Consider the following 17,985-nt stretch of genomic DNA (forward strand, 5'->3'; position numbering starts at 1 on the left):
CCGGGCGCCGGCGGCGGGGCGGTCGGGGCGCGCGGGGCCGGGCACGCGGCGGCGCGGCGGTTGCCTTTCTCCAGAAGTGTCTGACACTTCCGTCACCTGCCGGGGGTCGTGGTCGTCTGGGCGGGATCGGCTTGTGGGGTGGGGGGCGTACCGGCGGCCGGCGGGGCCGCGGCGGGCTGCGGCGGGAGCAAAACGAGCGGCATTTGCACCGCGGACTGCTCGGCGGCCCGGCTGACGGCCTGCTGGCCGGCGACCGAGGGGACGCCCTTGACGGTGCCGTCGGGGTTCAGGAACACGGGGTCCCCGCCGGGGATCATGCCGAGCTCGCGGGCCCGCTGCTGGAGGGCTTCGGGGGCGGAGTAGGAGTCGATGTCCCGCTGGAGCCCCTGTTCCTCGTCGGTGAGGCTCTTGGTGTCCCTCTGGAGGTCGTCGAGCTTGAACGAGCCTTCGCTGAGCGCGGAGTTCAGCACCAGGAGCGCGATCAGGCCGCCGCCCAGGAGGAGCACGACGAGCAGGACGAAGGGGGTGCGGGCCGCCTGTGCACGGCTTCCCGCTCCGGGGATGAGCCGTGCGAGACGAGCGGCCCGCCCCCTCAGTTCGGGTTTCCTGCTCACTCGGCCTCCAGTGAGTCCGGTCGCCAGGCCCACTCGCTCGCCAACTCGTTCACCCTCATTCGATGGACTCCCTGATGCGCTGGGCTCCGCGCAGTCGCGCCGGAGCCGCCCGCCGGTTCTCGGCGACCTCTTCCTCGGTGGGAAGTTCGGCACCGCGGGTGAGCAGCTTGAGCCGGGGCTGGTACTGCTCGGGCACGACCGGCAGCCCGGGGGGCGCGGTGGTGGCGGCTCCGGCCGCGAACACCTGCTTGACCAGGCGGTCCTCCAGCGAGTGGTACGACAGCACGGCGATCCGTCCGCCCACGTCGAGCGCCTGCACGGCGGCCGGGATCGCCCGCTCCAGGACGGAGAGCTCGCCGTTGACCTCGATGCGCAGGGCCTGGAAGGTGCGCTTGGCCGGGTTGCCGCCGGTGCGCTTGGCGGCCTGCGGCAGCGCGTCCCGGATCAGCTCGACGAGCCGTGCGCTGTTGCTGAACGGCTCCTTCTCGCGCTCGCGCACGATGGCGGCCACGATCCGCTTGGCCTGCTTCTCCTCGCCGTAGGCCCGCAGGATCCGGACGAGTTCACCCGCCGGGTAGGTGTTGAGGACCTCGGCGGCGCTCATGCCGGTCGTCTGGTCCATGCGCATGTCGAGGGGGGCGTCCTGGGCGTAGGCGAAGCCGCGGTCGGCCTCGTCGAGCTGCATGGAGGAGACGCCGAGGTCGAACAGGACGCCCTGCACGCGCGCGATGCCGAGCCGCTGAAGTACGTCCGGGAGCTCGTCGTAGACCGCGTGCACCAGGGTGGCCCGCTCGCCGAAGGGCGCGAGCCGCTCGCCGGACAGGCGCAGCGCCTCCTTGTCGCGGTCCAGGGCGACCAGCCGGGCGTCGGGGAACCGGGTCAGCAGGGCCTCGCTGTGGCCGCCGAGACCGAGGGTGCAGTCGACGACCACCGCTCCCGGCCGCTGCAGGGCGGGGGCCAACAGGTCCAGGCACCGCTGGAGCATCACCGGGACATGTCGACTCTGTCCCTCCCGTCGCCCACCACCGCCCTCATTCGAATGCGCTTCGCGCCCCATTTGATCCTGGGCCCTCTCAGATCCGGCGCGGGTGGTACGCACCGCCGGGTCCCCGCCCGCTCGTGAAGGGGCGGTCTGCCGGCGCCAGGAGCGTCAGCCGACCGGGAGCGGGAGGAGGCCGAGCCGTACGTACGCGCCGCGCACGTGGGGAGACGTCCGTGCGAGCCGGGGTCTCCGGGGATTTCAGTCCAGCAGGGAGAGCCTCGCCTCCCGCTTCGCGTCACTTTAGTCCACGGTGTCTCGCGGTCAATCAACTGGCCTGCGCGTCGCGCCCCGGCGTGAGTGCGAAGCCGCAAATCCGGGAAATTCACCCGTACGGCTTCACCTCCGCCACCCATGTGGGTTACCTCACAAGAGGACTGTGATGACGCTCTTCTCCCGCTCTCACACCGCGACCGAATCGCCTGTGACCAGTACCGTCATAGGTATGACGACTTCTGCATCTGTTCCCACCGAGTCCGAAGGCGCCATACGCGGCGGCACCGTCACCGACCGTCTGGTCGAGGCGAACGGACGCTACGCCGAGGCATTCACCGACCCCGGGATGGACGCCCGTCCGGTGCTGCGCGTGGCGGTCGTGGCCTGCATGGATGCCCGTATCGACCTGCACGCCGCACTCGGCCTTCAGCTCGGCGACTGCCACACCATTCGCAACGCGGGCGGCGTCGTCACCGACGACGTGATCCGCTCGCTCACGATCAGCCAGCGCAAGCTCGGCACCCGCAGCATCGTCCTCATCCACCACACCGGCTGCGGCATGGAGTCGATCACCGAGGACTTCCGTACCGAGCTGGAGCAGGAGGTCGGCCAGCGCCCCGCCTGGGCGGCGGAGGCCTTCGCGGACGTCGACCAGGACGTACGGCAGTCCATGCAGCGGGTGCGCACCTCGCCGTTCCTGCAGCACACCGACGACGTACGCGGCTTCGTCTTCGACGTGAAGACGGGTCTGCTGCGCGAGATCGACCCCGCGTAAGGCGCTCGGCCCTTCTCGTTTTTCGCAAATCCCGCGCATGCTGGAGCCCAAGCGTCGTAAAACCCGACATACCGCAGCCAGTTGTCCACAGTCGAGTGACACGAAACGGTAACGGCAGCAAGAATGCGGGGTGTGGCGTCACGCGGAACTATTCACGCGTGGTGTCCGTGTTTCGGGGTGGGCCGGTCCGCACAGCAAGCGTCGGCCCGGAGAAAGAACGGGCCGAGGAGGGCCGGGTGACGACCTATGACGATCGAGCGAGCCTTACAGATCTGACTGCCACTGTGGAGCGCGTCCGCAGTTCGGTGGAAGGAGTGATCGAGGGCAAGCCCGAGGTCGTACGGCTTTCGCTGACCGTACTGCTCGCCGAGGGACATCTTCTGATCGAGGATGTCCCCGGCGTGGGCAAGACCATGCTGGCCAAGGCGCTGGCCAAGTCCATCGACTGTTCGGTGCGGCGCATCCAGTTCACCCCGGACCTGCTGCCCTCGGACATCACGGGTGTGTCCATCTGGGACCAGCAACGCCGGGACTTCGAGTTCAAGCCGGGCGCGATCTTCGCTCAGATCGTGATCGGCGACGAGATCAACCGCGCCTCGCCCAAGACGCAGTCCGCGCTCCTGGAGTCGATGGAGGAGCGCCAGGTCACCATCGACGGGCAGACCTACGAGCTGCCCAGCCCCTTCATGGTGGTGGCGACGCAGAACCCGGTCGAGATGGAGGGCACCTACCCGCTGCCCGAGGCCCAGCGCGACCGCTTCATGGCCCGGGTCTCGGTGGGCTACCCCAGCGTCGAGGCCGAGCTGCAGATGCTCGACGTGCACGGCGGCGTGTCCCCGCTGGAGGACCTGCAGCCGGTGGCGCACGCGCACGACATCGTGAAGCTGATCGAGGCCGTGCGCGGCGTGCACGTCGCCGAAACGGTCCGCCGGTACGCGGTGGACCTGGTCGCCGCCACCCGCAACCACCCGGACCTCAGACTCGGCGCCTCCCCGCGCGCGACGCTGCACCTGCTGCGCGCGGCGAAGGCCTCCGCCGCCCTGAGCGGCCGGGAGTACGCACTGCCGGACGACGTGCAGGCACTCGCCGTCGCCGTCCTGGCCCACCGGCTGCTGCCCACCGCCCAGGCCCAGCTCAACCGCCGTACCTCGGAGCAGGTCGTCCAGGAGATCCTGCAGCGCACCGCGGTGCCCGCGGCGCCCCAGCAGCCCGGCTTCGGCGGCCTCGGCCGCGGTGCGCCCGCGTACCCCCAGCAGCCGCCGCGGAGGCTGTGATGACCTCCGGGGGGACGGGCCACCCGGACAGCGGCCACAGCGAGAAGGGCGGCATCCGAACCGCCCTGGCGGGCCTGACCACCCGCGGACGCTCCTTCCTGGCCGCCGGGATCGCGGCCGCCATCTGCTCCTACGTCCTGGGACAGAGCGATCTGCTGCGGGTCGGTCTGCTGCTCGCCGCACTGCCCCTGATCTGTACGTTCTTCCTCTACCGCACGCGCTACCGGGTGGCCGGCAGCCGCCGTCTGACCCCCGCGCGCGTGCCCGCCGGCAGCGAGGCCCGCGTCCATCTGCGGATGGACAACGTCTCAAGGCTGCCCACGGGCCTGCTGATGCTCCAGGACCGGGTGCCCTACGTGCTCGGCCCGCGCCCCCGCTTCGTCCTGGACCGGGTGGAGCCGGGCGGCCGCCGCGAGGTGTCCTACCGGGTCCGCTCCGACCTGCGCGGCCGCTATCCGCTGGGCCCGCTGCAGCTGCGTCTGACCGACCCGTTCGGGATGTGCGAGCTGACCCGGTCCTTCTCCACGTACGACACCCTGACGGTGATCCCGCGCGTGGAGGCGCTGCCGCCGGTGCGCCTGAGCGGCGAGTCCAAGGGGTACGGCGACGGGCGGCAGCGCTCGCTCGCGCTGGCCGGCGAGGACGACGTGATCCCGCGCGGCTACCGCTACGGCGACGATCTGCGCCGCGTCCACTGGCGCTCCACCGCCCGCTACGGCGAGCTGATGGTGCGCCGTGAGGAGCAGCCCCAGCGCGCCCGCTGCACGGTGCTTTTGGACACCCGGGGTCTCGCCTTCCAGGGCGCGGGCCCCGACTCGGCCTTCGAGTGGGCGGTCTCGGGCGCGGCCTCCGTCCTGGTGCACATGCTGGAACGGGGCTTCTCCGTCCGGCTGTTGACCGACACCGGCAACTCGGTGCCCGGCGAGGGCGCCGACGGGTTCGCGGGCGCCAGCCAGGAGACGGCGGACGCGGCCGGCCTGATGATGGACACCCTCGCGGTGGTCGACCACTCCGACGGGGCGGGCCTGTCGAGGGCGTACGACGTGCTGCGCGGCGGGAACGAGGGGCTGCTGGTGGCCTTCTTCGGCGACCTCGACGAGGAGCAGGCCGCGATCGTCGCCAAGATGCGCCAGCGCAGCGGAGGCGCGCTCGCCTTCCTGCTGGACAGCACCCCCTGGGTGCGGGAACCGACCGATGTGCCCGGCCCGTTGGACAGGAGCGAGGAACGGCTGCGGATGCTGCGGGAGGCGGGCTGGACGGCCCTGAAGGTGCCGCGGGCCGCATCGCTCGCGGAGTTGTGGCGTCTGGCGGACCGCGAGCGCGCGGGCCTCGCCGCGACGAGCGGGACGAACGGCGGGGGGACGGGCTCATGAGCGGGCGGGCACGACTGGCGCTGTGCGCTTGGGCGGCCACGCTGATGGCGTCCTGCTCCCTGCTGCCGCTGGTCTCGCCGGCCACCTGGATCCTGCAGGTGGCGGCCATGCTCGCGGTGCAGAGCGGGGTGGGCGCGGCGACCCGGCGGGTGCCGCTTGCCCGGCCGCTGACGGTGGCGGCGCAGGCCCTGGTCACGCTGCTGATGCTGACCCTGGTCTTCGCCCGGCAGCAGGCCCTCATCGGCATCGTCCCCGGCCCCGAGGCGTTCCGTCACTTCGCGGACCTGCTGCAGCAGGGCAGCGACGACATCGCGCGGTATGCGATCCCGGCGCCCCTTGAGTCCGACGGCATCCGGCTGATGGTCCTCGGCGGGGTCCTGGTGATCGGTCTCGCGGTGGACACCCTCGCGGTGACCTTCCGCAGCGCGGCCCCGGCCGGACTGCCGCTGCTGGCGCTGTACTCCGTCGCCGCGGGGCTGTCCCACGGCGGCGCCGACTGGCTGTGGTTCCTGGTCGCTGCGGGCGGCTATCTGATGCTGCTCCTGGCCGAGGGGCGCGAGCGGCTCTCGCAGTGGGGGCGGGTCTTCGGCGGGGCGGCGCGCGGTCCGGGCGGGGAGCCCGGCGCGCTGGCGCCGGTGCGCACCGGGCGCCGTATCGGAGTGGTCGCGCTAGGTGTCGCCCTGATGGTCCCGATCGCCCTGCCCGCGATGAACGGCGGCCTGCTGGACGCGGCCGGCACCGGCGTGGGCGGCGGCAACGGCAGCGGCGGCACGATCTCCGCGGTGAACCCGCTGGTGTCCCTGCGCGACAGTCTGAACGTGGACCAGGACCGCGAGGTCATGTCCCTGAAGACGAACAGCAACGACCTCTCGAACATGTACTTGCGGATCGTGTCCCTGGACGACTTCGACGGCAGCACCTGGAAACCGGCCAAGCGGCACGTCACCGGCGTACCGGACAGCTTCCCCACCCCGGCCGGCCTCGGTGGGGACATCAAGCGGGCGGAGATACAGACCCGGATCTCGGCCGCCGACTGGTACGCCCAGGACTGGCTGCCGATGCCGTACCCGCCGAGCGGCGTGGACGTCAGCGGGAAATGGCGTTACGAACCGGTGGGCATGACGCTGGTCGGCGACCACGGCGAGACCACCCGCGGGAAGACGTATCTGGTCAAGAGCCTCGATGTGCAGCCGACGGCGGAGCAGCTCGCCGACGCTCCGGAGCCGCCCGCGTCCCTGAAGCGCGACTACACCAAACTGCCGGACTCGGTGCCCGCGGTGGTGGCCAGGACCGCCCGCCAGGTCACCGACGGCGCGACCAGCCACTACGAGCAGGCGGTCAAGCTCCAGGACTACTTCGCCTTCAGCGGCGGCTTCCAGTACAGCACCCAGGTGCAGGTGGGCACCGGTCCCGACGCGATCGCCAAGTTCCTGAAGGACAAGACGGGCTTCTGCGTCCACTTCTCCTTCGCGATGGCGGCGATGGCCCGCAGCCTGGGCATACCCGCCCGGGTCGCGGTGGGCTTCGCCCCGGGCACGCCCCAGGCGGACGGCTCGGTGTCGGTGGGGCTGAAGGACGCACACGCCTGGCCCGAGCTGTACTTCGAGGGGGTGGGCTGGACCCGCTTCGAGCCGACCCCGAGCCGGGGCGTGACCCCCTCGTACACGGTGTCGGACACGCCGGACAACAATCTCCCGCCGGTGCCGCGGCCCTCGCAGTCGGCGGGTTCGTCCGCGTCGGCGGCGCCCTCGGCGAGCACGAGCTGCTCGGCGCAGCAGAAGAAGCTCGAGGCCTGCGCCGCCGCGCTCCCGCTGGAGACGGCCAAGCCGGGCGACGAAGGTCTGCCCTGGTACAAGATCGCCGGCTGGTCCCTGCTGGGGCTCCTGGCGGTCGCTCTGCCGCTGCTGCCCATGCTGTGGCGGCTGCGGCGGCGCTCGGTGCGGCTGGCCTCGGCCCAGCACACCGTCTCCGCCTCGGCGTCGGCTCGGGAGAGCCGCAAGGCACGGGGCGCGGACGGGGGCAGCTCGGGCGCTGTCGACGTGACGGCGCTGTCGGTGGAGGCGGATGCCCGGTACGCCGCGGAGGTGGCCGCGGGCCACGTCCTGGCCGTCTGGCGCGAACTCACCGACACGGCCTGGGACTACGGCATCGTGCCCGACGACGCGCTGACCCCTCGCAAGGCGGCCGCACGCATCGTGAGACTGGGGCAGCTGGACGCCGCGACCGCCGAGTCGGTGCACCGGGTGGCGAGCGCGGTGGAGCAGGTGCTGTTCGCACCCGAGCCGCGGGATGTGCCGGGGCTGGCCGACCATGTGCGCAGCCTGCGGGCGGCGCTGCGGTCCCAGGCCGGCTGGACCGCCAGGGTGCGGGCGGTCGTGGCGCCCCGGTCGGCGATCCGCGCGGTGTGGGATCTCACGGACCGCTGGACGGCCTTCAAGGCCCGCTGTGCCGAGCGCTGGTCGGTGCTGGTGCGGCGCCCCTCCGGTCAGCAGAGCGGCTGACGGCGTGGTGCGGGCGGCCGCACCACGCCGGTCTTCCGGGCGTACGTGAGGGGGTGACCACCCGCCGGGGTGGTCACCCCCTCACCTGTGTCTGCGAGGAACCGTCCGGAACGGACGACGGAAGAGGAGCTAGTGGCCCTGCACGTCGCGGGCGGCTGACGGTCTGGTGTGGGCGGCCGCACCACGCCGGTCTTCCGGGCATACGTGAGGGGGTGACCACCCGCCGGGGTGGTCACCCCCTCACCTGTGTCTGCGAGGAACCGTCCGGAACGGACGGCGAAAGAGGAGCTAGTGGCCCTGCTCGTCGCGGCGGCGCTGCCAGCGCTGCTCGATGCGGTCCATCACGGAGCGCTTCTGCCGTCCCTGACGGCGCACGTGCGGGGCACCGGCAGCGGGCTGTTCGCCCGGCTTGGGGGCCTTGCGCCAGCCGGTCACGGCGAGCACGGCACACCCCAGCATGACCAGGAAGCCCACCACGCTGAGCCAGACCTGCTTGGCCACCATTCCAGCCATGAGGAGCGCGATACCCACGAGGAAGCCCGCGACCGCCTGGTAGACCCGCCGCCGGGTGTACGTACGCAGCCCGCTTCCCTCAAGCGCCGACGCGAACTTGGGATCTTCGGCGTACAGCGCTCGCTCCATCTGCTCGAGCATGCGCTGCTCGTGCTCCGAGAGCGGCACGGAGTCCTCCTCATCGTGCAGTCGCCGGGGCGACCCGGGGGGTCCCTTCAGGATAGGCAGGGAATCGCCCCCTTGAAACCCGCCCCTCTGCGCCAATTGGCCAACCGGAACCCGCCATGGACGTACCGGCTCGCTGAATCTTGCATTCCCCAGCGGCCGACCCGTCATGCCGGGCGGTCTCCCTCGATCATACGGCGCTGAACGCCCGATCGGGGGGCCTGTGGCGTACTCCATGTGCGGCCAAGTCCCTGATCAGCGGCGCACCACAGGAGCCGGCTCAGGCCTCGGTGGCCCCCTGCGTCTCGCCGAGCACATGGAGTTGCGTGGCCACGGAGTGGAACGCGGGGAGTTCGGCCGCCGCCTCCTCCAGCTTGAGCAGCGCCTCCAGGGCGCCGGGCTCGGTGTCCACGAGGACGCCCGGGACCAGGTCGGCGAAGACCCGTACGCCGTGCACCGCGCCGACCCTGAGGCCGGCGCCCTCGACCAGCTCGGTGAGCTGCCCGGCGGTGAAGCGGCGCGGCACGGGGTCGCCCGCGCCCCAGCGGCCGTTCGGATCGGCGAGGGCCTGCCTCGCCTCCTTGAAGTGGCCGGCCAGGGCGCGGGCGAGCACGGCGCCGCCGAGGCCCGCGGCGAGCAGGCTGAGCACGCCCTCGGAGCGCAGGGCGGCCACGGCGTTGCGCACACCCTCGGCCGGGTCGTCGACGTACTCCAGGACGCCGTGGCACAGCACCACGTCGTAGCCGCCGCGCTCGACCACGTCGAAGAGGCCGTGGGCATCGCCCTGGACGCCCTTCACACGGTCGGCGACGCCGGCCTCGGCGGTGCGGCGCTCCAGCGCGAACAGTGCGTTGGGGCTGGGGTCGACGACGGTGACCCGGTGGCCGAGGCGGGCGACGGGCACCGCGAACTTGCCGCTGCCGCCCCCGGTGTCGAGGACGTCGAGGGTCTCCCGCCCGGTGGCCTTCACCCGGCGTTCGAGGGCGTCCTGGAGGACCTCCCAGACCACGGCGGTACGGAGGGAGGCGCGGGGGCGGCTCGGGTCCGACACGGCAGTTGACTCCTCGGCGCGGCACCGCCCATGGCACGGCGGAGCGAACGGGGTGCCTCCCCGGCCGGGGTACGGGAGGGAAGGCTTCAGGCGCTCTCCACCCTATTGCCTCCACCGCCCCGCCTGGTCACCGCGCGGGCCTGCCCCGCCGATCGTCTCGTACGGCGGACCAGCACCCGCTCAGCCCGTGTCCGGGAAGCCCCGGTCACCGTCCGCGTCGACCTGCGGGTGATCGGCGTCCTGGCGTGGCTGCGGCAGGACCGGCTGAAGGACGAGCATCCGCTCGACGAGGCGCAGGAACATCGCCACGTCGCGTATCAGGTCGTCGGCGTCCCGGCGGCTGGCCGCGCCCTGGATGCCGGCCTCGGCCCGGGCGCGGCGCCGGGCCCCGGAGGCGAACAGGGCGCTCCACTCGGTCAGTTCGGGCGCGATCTCGGGGAGCACTTCCCAGGCGCTCCTGATGCGGGCGCGGCGTCGGGAGGTGGGCTCGGGGCGGCCTCGCGCGGCGAGCACGGCGGCGGCCGTGCGCAGGGCGGCGAGGTGTGCGGTGGCATAGCGCTCGTTGGGCGTTTCGAGGACGGCTGCCTCGTCCAGTCCGGCGCGGGCCTGGGCGAGCAGGTCCAGGGCGGCGGGCGGGGCCGTGGTCCGGCGGAGCACCGGGTGGACGTCGCTCGCCGGTCCGGTCAGTGAGGGGGCAGGGCCGGTGGCGCGGCGCCGGCGGGCGGCTGCTGCGTGATAGCTGGCCATGACGAACCTCCTGTCGTCTGCGTGACGGCATGCCCTGATACGGGATGCCGTATGTGCCCATCGTGCGGTATGCCACTGACAATCCGTTCTGACCTGCGCTTTTGCTTCGATCGAAGGTTCGGAGTAGTTTTTGCACTGACCAGTCAGTTCAAATACAGGGGATGGGGGGAACCGTGCCCGGAATCGGTGTCACGGCCCGCGGCCTCGGAGTCAGGGGCCCTCGCGGCTGGGCGTTCCGCGACGTCACGTTCGACGCGGAGCCCGGCTCGCTGATCGCGATCGAGGGACCGTCCGGGTCCGGCCGTACCTGCCTGCTGCTCGCGCTCACGGGACGGATGAAGCCCACCGCCGGAGCTGCCGAGGTGGGCGAGTGGAAGCTGCCCAAGCAGATGGCGGCCGTGCGCCGGGTCAGCGGGCTCGCGCATGTCGCCGGGGTCACCGACCTCGAACCGGCTCTGACCGTGGGTGAGCATCTGCTCGAACGGGCGCTGCTGCAGCGGCGGTTCGGCGACTCGCTGCGCGCGCTGCTGCGGCCGCGCAAGGAGCGCACGGCCGAGGCCAGGCTGCGCATCGACACCGCGCTGGCCGCCGCCGGGCTGGACCGGGAGGCCCTGCCCAAGGGCTCCCGGACGGCCGTACGCGATCTGGAGCGGCTGGAGGCGCTGCGGCTGTCGATCGCGCTCGCGCTGCTCGGACGCCCGCGGCTGCTCGGCGTCGACGACACGGACCTGAAGCTCTCGGACGCCGAACGGGCCGAGGTCTGGGCGCTGTTGAGGTCCATCGCCGCGGCCGGGACGACCGTCGTGGCGGTGTGCAGCGAGGCCCCGCAGGACACCGTCGTCGTAGCGACCACGGAGAAGGCCACCACGGACAAGGAGAAGGCCGATGCGCTCGCCGAAACTGGCCGCTCTTGAGCTCAGGCGGTTCCGCCGGGGCAGGCTGCCGCGTGCCGCCCTGGTGGCGCTGCTGGTGCTGCCGCTGCTGTACGGCGCCCTGTACCTGTGGTCGTTCTGGGATCCGTACGGCCGTCTTGACCGTATCCCCGTGGCGCTCGTCAACGACGACAAGGGGGCGACGGCCGACGGGAAGAAGATCGCTGCGGGTGACGCCATCACCGAGGGGCTGCGCGACAGCGACACCTTCGACTGGCACGAGGTGAGTGCCGCCGACGCACGCGCGGGCGTGGAGGACGGCACGTACTACCTGTCGCTGACCATGCCGGCCGACTTCAGCAAGCGGATCGCGTCCAGCGCGGGCGCCTCCCCGGAGACGGGCGCGCTCCAGGTGCGTACCAACGACGCGAACAACTACATCGTCGGGCAGATCTCCCGGACGGTGTTCAGCGAGGTGCGCCAGGCCGCGTCCATGAAGGCCTCGCGGTCCTTCCTGGACAAGATCTTCATCTCGTTCTCCGACATCCACGGCGCGACGGTGAAGGCCGCGAACGGCGCGGACCAGCTCAACGGCGGGATCGGGAAGGCGGAGAAGGGCTCCAAGGATCTCGCCGACGGTCTGAAGGACGCCAAGGACGGCAGCGGCAGGCTGTCCGGGGGGCTGACGAAGCTCGACTCGGGCGCGGGCGACCTGGCGGACGGCTCGAAGCAGGTCGCGGCCGGCACGCAGACGCTCGCCGACAAGGTCAACGGGGTCGACAAGAAGGTGGGCCCGTTCCTCAAGGACAACGAGAAGACCATCGGGGACACCGCCCGGCTCGTCGCCGACTCCTCGAAGGCGATCCGCGAGAACCTCGACACCCTGGTGAGGACGGCCCCGGCCGCCGCCAAGGGCGCCCACGCGGCCTCCGACGCGCTGAACGAGGTCTACCGGGCGCGCTGCGAGAACGCCGTGCTGCCGGATCCGGCCTGCTCCGACCTGAAGAAGGCGAAGGACGCGGCCGCCGACGTGGCGACGATCGCCGACGACCTGAACACGCTGATCGCCGACCAGCACGGCGACCTGAACAAGCTCGACGGCAACCTGGCCACTCTCCAGACGCAGGCCCAGGCGCTCGCCGAGCGGGCACCGCACCTGTCCGAGGACCTCTCCGACGCCGTCGCAAAGATCAACAAGCTGAACGAGGGCGCCGCGAAGGTCGCCGCCGGCGCGCAGAAGCTGCACGAGGGGCTCGGCACGGCGAAGAGCGGCGCGGGCGACCTGGACGAGGGCGTCGGGCAGCTGAAGACCGGCGCCGAGGACCTCAACGGCGGCATGTTCAAGCTGGTCGACGGCTCCGGGAAGCTCGCGGGCGGACTGCACGACGGCGCCGGGAAGATCCCCGACTACGACAAGAAGGATCGCAACCAGCGCACCGAGGTGATGTCCGACCCCGTCAAGCTCGTCTCCAAGGACCTGCACAAGGCACCGAACTACGGCACCGGGTTCGCCCCGTACTTCATCCCGCTGTCCTTGTGGGTGGGCGCGATGGTGGCGTACATGCTGATCCCGCCGATGAACCGGCGCGCGCTCGCCACGGGCGCCCCCGCGTGGCGGATCGCGCTGGCCGGCTGGCTGCCGGTGGTGGCGATCGGCGTCCTGCAGACGGTGTCCCTGATGGCGGTCCTGCACTGGGCGATCGGCCTGCAGATGGCCCGGGCGGCCGGAACGGTCGGCTTCCTGTTCCTGGTGACGGCCTGCTTCGGGGCGATCGTGCAGTGGCTGAACGCACGCTTCGGAGCGGCGGGCCGGATCCTCGTCCTCGCCCTGCTGATGCTGCAGTTGACCTCCGCGGGCGGCACCTATCCGGTGCAGACCAGCCCCGGCTTCTTCAACGCGATCCATCCCTTCCTGCCGATGAGCTACATCGTGGAGGCCCTCAGGAGGCTCATCACGGGCGGCGGACTGGGGCCGGTGTGGCACGCGTGCGTGGTGCTCGTCGCGTTCACCGTGGGCGCCCTCGCACTGACCGCCGTGTCGGCCCGCCGCCGCCAGGTGTGGACCCTGGACCGGCTGCACCCGGAGCTGAGCCTGTGAGCGCGGAGGTGACATCCCGGGGCACGGCTCCTGTGACAATCAGGCCCATGGAAAGCAGCAGCGCCACGTCGGGCGGCAGCACCCGCCGCGAGGCCACCCGGCAGAAGCTCTACGAGGCCGCCGTCACGCTCATCGCCGAGCAGGGTTTCTCCGCCACCACGGTGGACGAGATCGCCGAGCGGGCCGGGGTCGCGAAGGGCACGGTCTACTACAACTTCGCGAGCAAGTCGGTCCTCTTCGAGGAGCTGCTGCGGCACGGGGTCGGCCTGCTCACCGCCTCCCTCCGGGAGGCGGCCGAACGCACGGCCAGGGACGGCGGCACCAAGGTGGACGCCCTGGACGCGATGATCCGGGCCGGGCTCGTCTTCATCGAACGCTATCCGGCCTTCACGCAGCTGTACGTGGCCGAGCTGTGGCGCACCAACCGGGCCTGGCAGTCGACCCTGATGGTGGTCAGGCAGCAGGCGGTCGCGGTCGTCGAGGACGTCCTGCGCGCGGGCGTGGCGGGCGGCGAGTTCAGCGACGAGATCGATGTGCCGCTGACCGCGTCGGCGCTGGTCGGCATGGTCCTGGTGGCCGCCCTCGACTGGCAGTCGTTCCAGCCGGAGCGCTCCTTGGACGACGTCCATGCGGCGCTGTCCCGGTTGCTGCAGGGGCGCGTCAGCGGTCGCAGCGCCGGCTGATCGCATACGAAAGCGCCGGTCCGTTGTGGCCGCGTCCCCCGCGGGCCACCTCGAACCGGCGCCTTCTCGTGCTCCCCCGTTGTGCTCCCCCCCGGTTTCCCGGGTCGGGCCCCCGTTTCGGTCGTTCCCCCGGGTTCCCCCGTGCCTCGCTCCCGCCGACCTCGGCCGGCGGAAGGAGCGGATCCGGGGCGGCTCCGTTCCGGCGCCCCGTGTCGCCGGTGCCGGAGCCGTGCCCCTCTCCGTGTCTCCACTCTCTCGTTCGCGCAGGTCGGGCCCCATCCGCGCGCGTACTCATCTCACTCACTAGGTACGGATACTCAGACCTGCGCACTCATGCGCAGAACGCCCGGTTGCCGACTGGTCAGGTTCGCCGCCGCTCTCGTACTCCCTCGGGCCGGGGGGGCTGGGGCCTTGCCGGGCGGGCCGCCCGTGCCGTGACTGTCAGTGGTGGTCGATAAAGTCGCAGGCATGGGACGGATTGCGGTGATCGGCGCCGGGATGGGTGCGATGGCGGCCGCCGCCCGGCTGGCCGTCGCGGGTCAGCGGGTGGTGGTGTACGAGCGTGCGGAGACGTACGGCGGAGCGGTGCGACGCTTCGAGCGGGACGGGTTCGGCTTCGACACCGGTCCCGGGCTGCTGACCCTGCCCGCGGTCTGGCGCGATCTGTTCATCAAGACCGGCAGGGAGCCGTTGGAGGAGTGCGTCGAGCTGGTTCAGGTCGACCCGTCCTCCCGGCACGTCTTCGCGGACGGCACCGAGGTCGCGCTGCCGAACGCCTCGCGCGCGGGAGTGGTCGCCGCCCTGGACGAGGCGCTCGGGGCGGGCGCGGGTGGCCGCTGGGGCGACTTCCTGGTGCGGGCCCGAGAGGCCTGGGACCGCACCCGCCGACCGCTGCTGGAGGAGCCCCTGTGGCCCAACTGGCCGGTGCTGGCGGCCCGCGAGCCGTACCCGGCGGTCCCGCACAAGCGGTTGCTGCGCACCCGCCGCGCCACCACCCTGGCCGAGGTCGGCGCCTGGGAGCTGCGCGATTCGCGCCTCGCGGCCCTCCTGGAGAGTTATGCCCTCGCTTACGGCCTCGACCCGCGCGTCACCCCGGCGAGCGCGGCCGTGTTGCCGTACATGGAGCACGCCTTCGGCACTTGGTATGTGCGGGGCGGCATCCGGGAGTTGGCGCGGGCGGTGTACGAGCGGTGCCTGGCGCGGAAGGTCGAGTTCGTCTTCGGCGCGGAGGTCACCGGGGTCCTGGAGAAGGACGGCCGCGCGGCGGGCGTGGAGCTGTCTGGGGGCACTGTGGCAGAGGCGGACGCCGTCGTCGGTACGGGCCCCTGGCGGCTGGGCGGCCTCATGCCGGGCCGGAAGCTCTACGGGGCTCAGGACGTCGAGCCCGGCGCCGAAGGCCTGCACCCGGGCAGGGTGGTGGTGTGCCTCGGGCTGCGCGGCGCGCGGGAGCCGGATGCCGTGCACCGTACGGTCGTGCACTCACCGGATGCGGCGGAGGAGCTGTCCTTGTTCGGGCCCGGGACAATGCCCGAGCGGCCCACGGTACGGATCGACCGCCCGGACGACCCGGCCCTGCGTCCCACCGAGGAGCACGAGGCGGTGGTGCTGACGGCCACGGTGCCGTCCGGGACGGTGTACGACTGGACCGCGCCGGGGGCCGCCGACACCTTTGCGGACCGGATGGTCGCCGCCGCCGAGCGTGCGATCCCGGAGCTGCGTGAGCGGACGATGTGGCGCGAGGTCCGCACACCTGTGCACACCGAGCGGGAGACGGGTGCCGAGGGCGGCGCCGTCCCGCCGCCGTCGCTGGCGTCCCCATCGGGCACCCTCCACCCGTCCAACAGCACGGCGATACCGGGCCTGTTCACCGCCGGAGGCTGGTCGCACCCCGGCGGGGGGCTGCCGCACGCCGGTATGTCAGGGGCCCTGGTGGCCGGTCTGATCGTGGAGGGGCCGGAGTTCCGGGGCTCTCAGTGAGCGCCCCGGCCTGAAGGGTCCTCAGCGGCGGTACCGGGCCACCAGAAACGGTACTGCGCGTTCAGAAGCGGTACTGCTCGTCGTATCCGTTCCCCTGAGCATGGCCGTGCCCCTGCCCCTGGCCGTTGTCCTGGTAGGGGTAGGCCTGCTCCTGCGGGAGCTCGCCGCCGTAGGCCTCGTCGGTGCGCTGCTGCGGGACCCACACCCCGCCGGACGGGGTCTGGCCGTCGTAGCTGCCGGTGGCGTACTGGTCCTGGCCGTAGCCCTGCTGGCCGTACTGACCATAGGCGTCGTAGCCGCCGCCGTAGGTCTGGGTGCCGATGTACGGGTCGGAGTAGGCGGCGTACTGCTGCTGGCCGGTGGTGTCGTAGCCGTACTGCTGCTGGTTGTAGCCGGAGTAGTCGTACCCGTAGGACTGGTCGGCGCCCTGGGCGGCCGTCGCGTACTGGTCCTGGGGCTGTCCCGCGTTCGCGTAGGACGCGTCGGCGGCGGCGTACGCGGAGTCGCCGTATATGCCGTAGGAGCCGGTGTCCTCGGGCAGGGGCTGCGGCTCGTAGACCGCGGTGGTCTCGGCGGAGGCGGGCTGGGAGGAGCGGGCGGGCGTGAAGACGTCGTCGCGGTCGTAGTCGTCCTCGTTGCCGTAGGACACGCTGTCGCGCTGGTAGACGTCCTGGTCGTCGTGGCCGTCGTCGCCCGGCTCGAGGTCGGAGACCTCCAGGGTCGGGTCCTGGTGGTCGGGTTCGCCGCGGTCGCGCTTGCCGACGCCCGGGATGCCCGTCCGGCTGACCGCCCAGCCCGATGCGAAGCCGCGGCGGAACGACAGCGTGACGTAGGTCTGGCCGACCGCGAACGCGGCGGCGCCGAGACCGATGACGATCACCGAGGGGATCAGCACCCCGAGCACGACGCCGAGGAACCCGGCGAAGGCGAGCAGTCGCCAGCGCAGCCGCGCCTTGTACTGCAGCAGCACCTCGCCCAGCAGCCACAGCGCGACGATGCCGAACGCGATGTAGAGGACCGTCCAGCCCATGTACGCCCCTCTCCGAGTCGCCGCTACGCAGTGTGTCGTATACCCGTGCGGCCGGTCTAGGCCTGCGGGGGGTGGTGCAGGCCCAGGTTTTCGTAGATTTCCAGCGTCGCCGTGGAGTTGTTGAGCGTGATGAAGTGCAGTCCGGGCACTCCCTCGGCCAGCAGCCGCGCGCAGAACTCCGTGGCGAATTCGATGCCAATGGAGCGTACAGCGGTCGGATCGTCTTTTGCTGTGAGGATCCGCTCTTTCAGGGCGGCGGGGATGTGGGCGTTGCTCAGTTGTGGCAAGCGCTCCAGCATCTTCACGCTGGTCACCGGCATGACCTCGGGGATGACGGGGGTGTCGCAGCCGGCCGCGGCGACCCGGTCGCGCAGCCGCAGATAGGACTCCGGTTGGAAGAACATCTGTGTGATGGCGTAGTCGGCGCCGGCCCGGCACTTGTCGACGAAGTGGTCGACGTCCGTGTCCCAGTCCTCGGAGCGCGGGTGCATCTCCGGGAAGGCCGCGACGCCGACGCAGAAGTCGCCCGACTCCTTGATGAGCTGGACGAGCTCGGCGGCATAGGTCAGCCCCGTCGGGTGCGGCACCCACTCGCCCATGGGGTCGCCGGGCGGGTCGCCGCGCACCGCGAGCATGTTGCGGATCCCGGCGTCGGCGTACTGACCGATGATGTTGCGCAGCTCGGCGATGGAGTGGTTGACCGCGGTGAGGTGGGCGACCGGGGTGAGCGTGGTGTCGGCGGCGATCTGCTCGGTCGCCCTCACCGTGCCCGCGCGGGTGGAGCCGCCCGCCCCGTACGTCACGGAGACGAAGCTGGGGGCCACTGCCTCGACCCTGCGCAGCGCGTTCCAGAGGTTGCGTTCGCCCTTCTCCGTCTTCGGAGCCCAGAACTCGAACGAGAACGTCGTCTTGCCGGTCGCGAGCATGTCACGCACCGTGCGCGCGTGGTCAGTCCTGGTGGATGCGGTTCCGAGGGCCATACCCGCAGGTTAGTCAGGGGGCGGCGACTCCCCCAACCGGATGCGGGATATTTGCCGGATTTGTCTATTTGTTGTCC

Annotated in this window: 15 protein-coding genes; 8 read left to right on the forward strand and 7 right to left on the reverse strand. The window is 71.8% G+C overall.

Features of this window, described 5'->3' with window-relative positions:
* Positions 1–92: 92 nt before the first annotated feature.
* Positions 93–614 (reverse strand): cell division protein FtsL, encoded by a 522-nt coding sequence (gene ftsL / locus ABD355_RS35810; RefSeq protein WP_344405147.1) that lies wholly within the window; start codon positions 612–614, stop codon positions 93–95.
* A gap of 55 nt (positions 615–669) precedes the next feature.
* Positions 670–1,671 carry a 16S rRNA (cytosine(1402)-N(4))-methyltransferase RsmH gene (gene rsmH, locus ABD355_RS35815; RefSeq protein WP_344405149.1) on the reverse strand — a complete coding sequence of 334 codons (1,002 nt, stop codon included), beginning with the start codon at positions 1,669–1,671 and terminating at the stop codon, positions 670–672.
* A 364-nt stretch (positions 1,672–2,035) separates the two neighbouring features.
* Between rsmH and ABD355_RS35820 the strand changes: the two genes are divergently transcribed.
* The 4 genes from ABD355_RS35820 to ABD355_RS35835 all read left to right on the forward strand — a co-directional run bounded on the left by ABD355_RS35820 (position 2,036) and on the right by ABD355_RS35835 (position 7,792).
* On the forward strand, positions 2,036–2,644 hold the full coding sequence (locus ABD355_RS35820) for a beta-class carbonic anhydrase (RefSeq protein WP_425585823.1): 609 nt from the start codon (positions 2,036–2,038) through the stop codon (positions 2,642–2,644).
* A 236-nt stretch (positions 2,645–2,880) separates the two neighbouring features.
* Positions 2,881–3,918 carry an AAA family ATPase gene (locus ABD355_RS35825; RefSeq protein ID WP_344405152.1) on the forward strand — a complete coding sequence of 346 codons (1,038 nt, stop codon included), beginning with the start codon at positions 2,881–2,883 and terminating at the stop codon, positions 3,916–3,918.
* Positions 3,918–5,291, forward strand: coding sequence for a DUF58 domain-containing protein (locus ABD355_RS35830; protein WP_344405153.1), 1,374 nt, complete (start codon positions 3,918–3,920; stop codon positions 5,289–5,291). The genes ABD355_RS35825 and ABD355_RS35830 overlap by 1 nt, the downstream gene beginning before the upstream one ends.
* Positions 5,288–7,792, forward strand: coding sequence for a transglutaminase TgpA family protein (locus tag ABD355_RS35835; protein WP_344405154.1), 2,505 nt, complete (start codon positions 5,288–5,290; stop codon positions 7,790–7,792). Before ABD355_RS35830 ends, ABD355_RS35835 begins: the two co-directional genes overlap by 4 nt.
* A 288-nt stretch (positions 7,793–8,080) precedes the next feature.
* Here ABD355_RS35835 and ABD355_RS35840 read toward each other — a convergent pair whose 3' ends face one another.
* From ABD355_RS35840 to ABD355_RS35850, 3 genes are all read right to left on the reverse strand, one after another.
* Positions 8,081–8,473 carry a DUF3040 domain-containing protein gene (locus ABD355_RS35840; protein ID WP_344405155.1) on the reverse strand — a complete coding sequence of 131 codons (393 nt, stop codon included), beginning with the start codon at positions 8,471–8,473 and terminating at the stop codon, positions 8,081–8,083.
* Positions 8,474–8,750: 277 nt separating this feature from the next.
* Entirely contained in the window at positions 8,751–9,521 is a 771-nt protein-coding gene (locus ABD355_RS35845; RefSeq protein ID WP_344405156.1) for a class I SAM-dependent methyltransferase, read from the reverse strand.
* A 180-nt stretch (positions 9,522–9,701) separates the two neighbouring features.
* The gene (locus ABD355_RS35850) at positions 9,702–10,268 is read right to left on the reverse strand and encodes an SAV_6107 family HEPN domain-containing protein (RefSeq protein WP_344405157.1); all 567 of its coding nucleotides are present in this window, start codon (positions 10,266–10,268) and stop codon (positions 9,702–9,704) included.
* A gap of 161 nt (positions 10,269–10,429) precedes the next feature.
* On the opposite strand from ABD355_RS35850, the gene ABD355_RS35855 reads away from it, so the two are divergent.
* From ABD355_RS35855 to ABD355_RS35870, 4 genes are all read left to right on the forward strand, one after another.
* On the forward strand, positions 10,430–11,182 hold the full coding sequence (locus ABD355_RS35855; protein WP_344405158.1) for an ATP-binding cassette domain-containing protein: 753 nt from the start codon (positions 10,430–10,432) through the stop codon (positions 11,180–11,182).
* Positions 11,154–13,238: a YhgE/Pip family protein gene (locus tag ABD355_RS35860; RefSeq protein ID WP_344405159.1), complete on the forward strand. Its 2,085-nt coding sequence runs from the start codon at positions 11,154–11,156 to the stop codon at positions 13,236–13,238. The genes ABD355_RS35855 and ABD355_RS35860 overlap by 29 nt, the downstream gene beginning before the upstream one ends.
* Positions 13,239–13,285: 47 nt before the next feature.
* On the forward strand, positions 13,286–13,921 hold the full coding sequence (locus tag ABD355_RS35865) for a TetR/AcrR family transcriptional regulator (protein ID WP_344405160.1): 636 nt from the start codon (positions 13,286–13,288) through the stop codon (positions 13,919–13,921).
* A gap of 468 nt (positions 13,922–14,389) precedes the next feature.
* Positions 14,390–15,898, forward strand: coding sequence for a phytoene desaturase family protein (locus ABD355_RS35870; protein ID WP_344405161.1), 1,509 nt, complete (start codon positions 14,390–14,392; stop codon positions 15,896–15,898).
* A 61-nt stretch (positions 15,899–15,959) separates the two neighbouring features.
* Here the strand turns inward: ABD355_RS35870 and ABD355_RS35875 are convergent, their stop codons facing one another.
* Together ABD355_RS35875 and metF are read right to left on the reverse strand one after the other, a co-directional pair.
* Positions 15,960–16,928 carry an SCO2102 family sporulation regulator gene (locus ABD355_RS35875; RefSeq protein WP_344405162.1) on the reverse strand — a complete coding sequence of 323 codons (969 nt, stop codon included), beginning with the start codon at positions 16,926–16,928 and terminating at the stop codon, positions 15,960–15,962.
* A gap of 56 nt (positions 16,929–16,984) precedes the next feature.
* A complete protein-coding gene (gene metF / locus ABD355_RS35880; protein ID WP_344405163.1) occupies positions 16,985–17,908 on the reverse strand; it encodes a methylenetetrahydrofolate reductase [NAD(P)H] in 924 nt (307 codons plus the stop codon).
* Between the last annotated feature and the right edge of the window lie 77 nt (positions 17,909–17,985).

This window comes from Streptomyces longisporus, from assembly GCF_039532765.1.
GTDB lineage: Bacteria > Actinomycetota > Actinomycetes > Streptomycetales > Streptomycetaceae > Streptomyces > Streptomyces longisporus.

Bases quoted from the DNA above. Each gene is read 5' to 3' on its own strand.
- ABD355_RS35860 (WP_344405159.1), top strand. From the start codon at position 11,154: ATGCGCTCGCCGAAACTGGCCGCTCTTGAGCTCAGGCGGTTCCGCCGG.
- ABD355_RS35820 (WP_425585823.1), top strand. From the start codon at position 2,036: ATGACGCTCTTCTCCCGCTCTCACACCGCGACCGAATCGCCTGTGACC.
- ABD355_RS35835 (WP_344405154.1), top strand. From the start codon at position 5,288: ATGAGCGGGCGGGCACGACTGGCGCTGTGCGCTTGGGCGGCCACGCTG.
- ABD355_RS35855 (WP_344405158.1), top strand. From the start codon at position 10,430: ATGGGGGGAACCGTGCCCGGAATCGGTGTCACGGCCCGCGGCCTCGGA.
- ABD355_RS35870 (WP_344405161.1), top strand. From the start codon at position 14,390: ATGGGACGGATTGCGGTGATCGGCGCCGGGATGGGTGCGATGGCGGCC.
- ABD355_RS35830 (WP_344405153.1), top strand. From the start codon at position 3,918: ATGACCTCCGGGGGGACGGGCCACCCGGACAGCGGCCACAGCGAGAAG.
- rsmH (WP_344405149.1), bottom strand. From the start codon at position 1,671: ATGGGGCGCGAAGCGCATTCGAATGAGGGCGGTGGTGGGCGACGGGAG.
- ABD355_RS35865 (WP_344405160.1), top strand. From the start codon at position 13,286: ATGGAAAGCAGCAGCGCCACGTCGGGCGGCAGCACCCGCCGCGAGGCC.
- metF (WP_344405163.1), bottom strand. From the start codon at position 17,908: ATGGCCCTCGGAACCGCATCCACCAGGACTGACCACGCGCGCACGGTG.
- ABD355_RS35850 (WP_344405157.1), bottom strand. From the start codon at position 10,268: ATGGCCAGCTATCACGCAGCAGCCGCCCGCCGGCGCCGCGCCACCGGC.
- ABD355_RS35875 (WP_344405162.1), bottom strand. From the start codon at position 16,928: ATGGGCTGGACGGTCCTCTACATCGCGTTCGGCATCGTCGCGCTGTGG.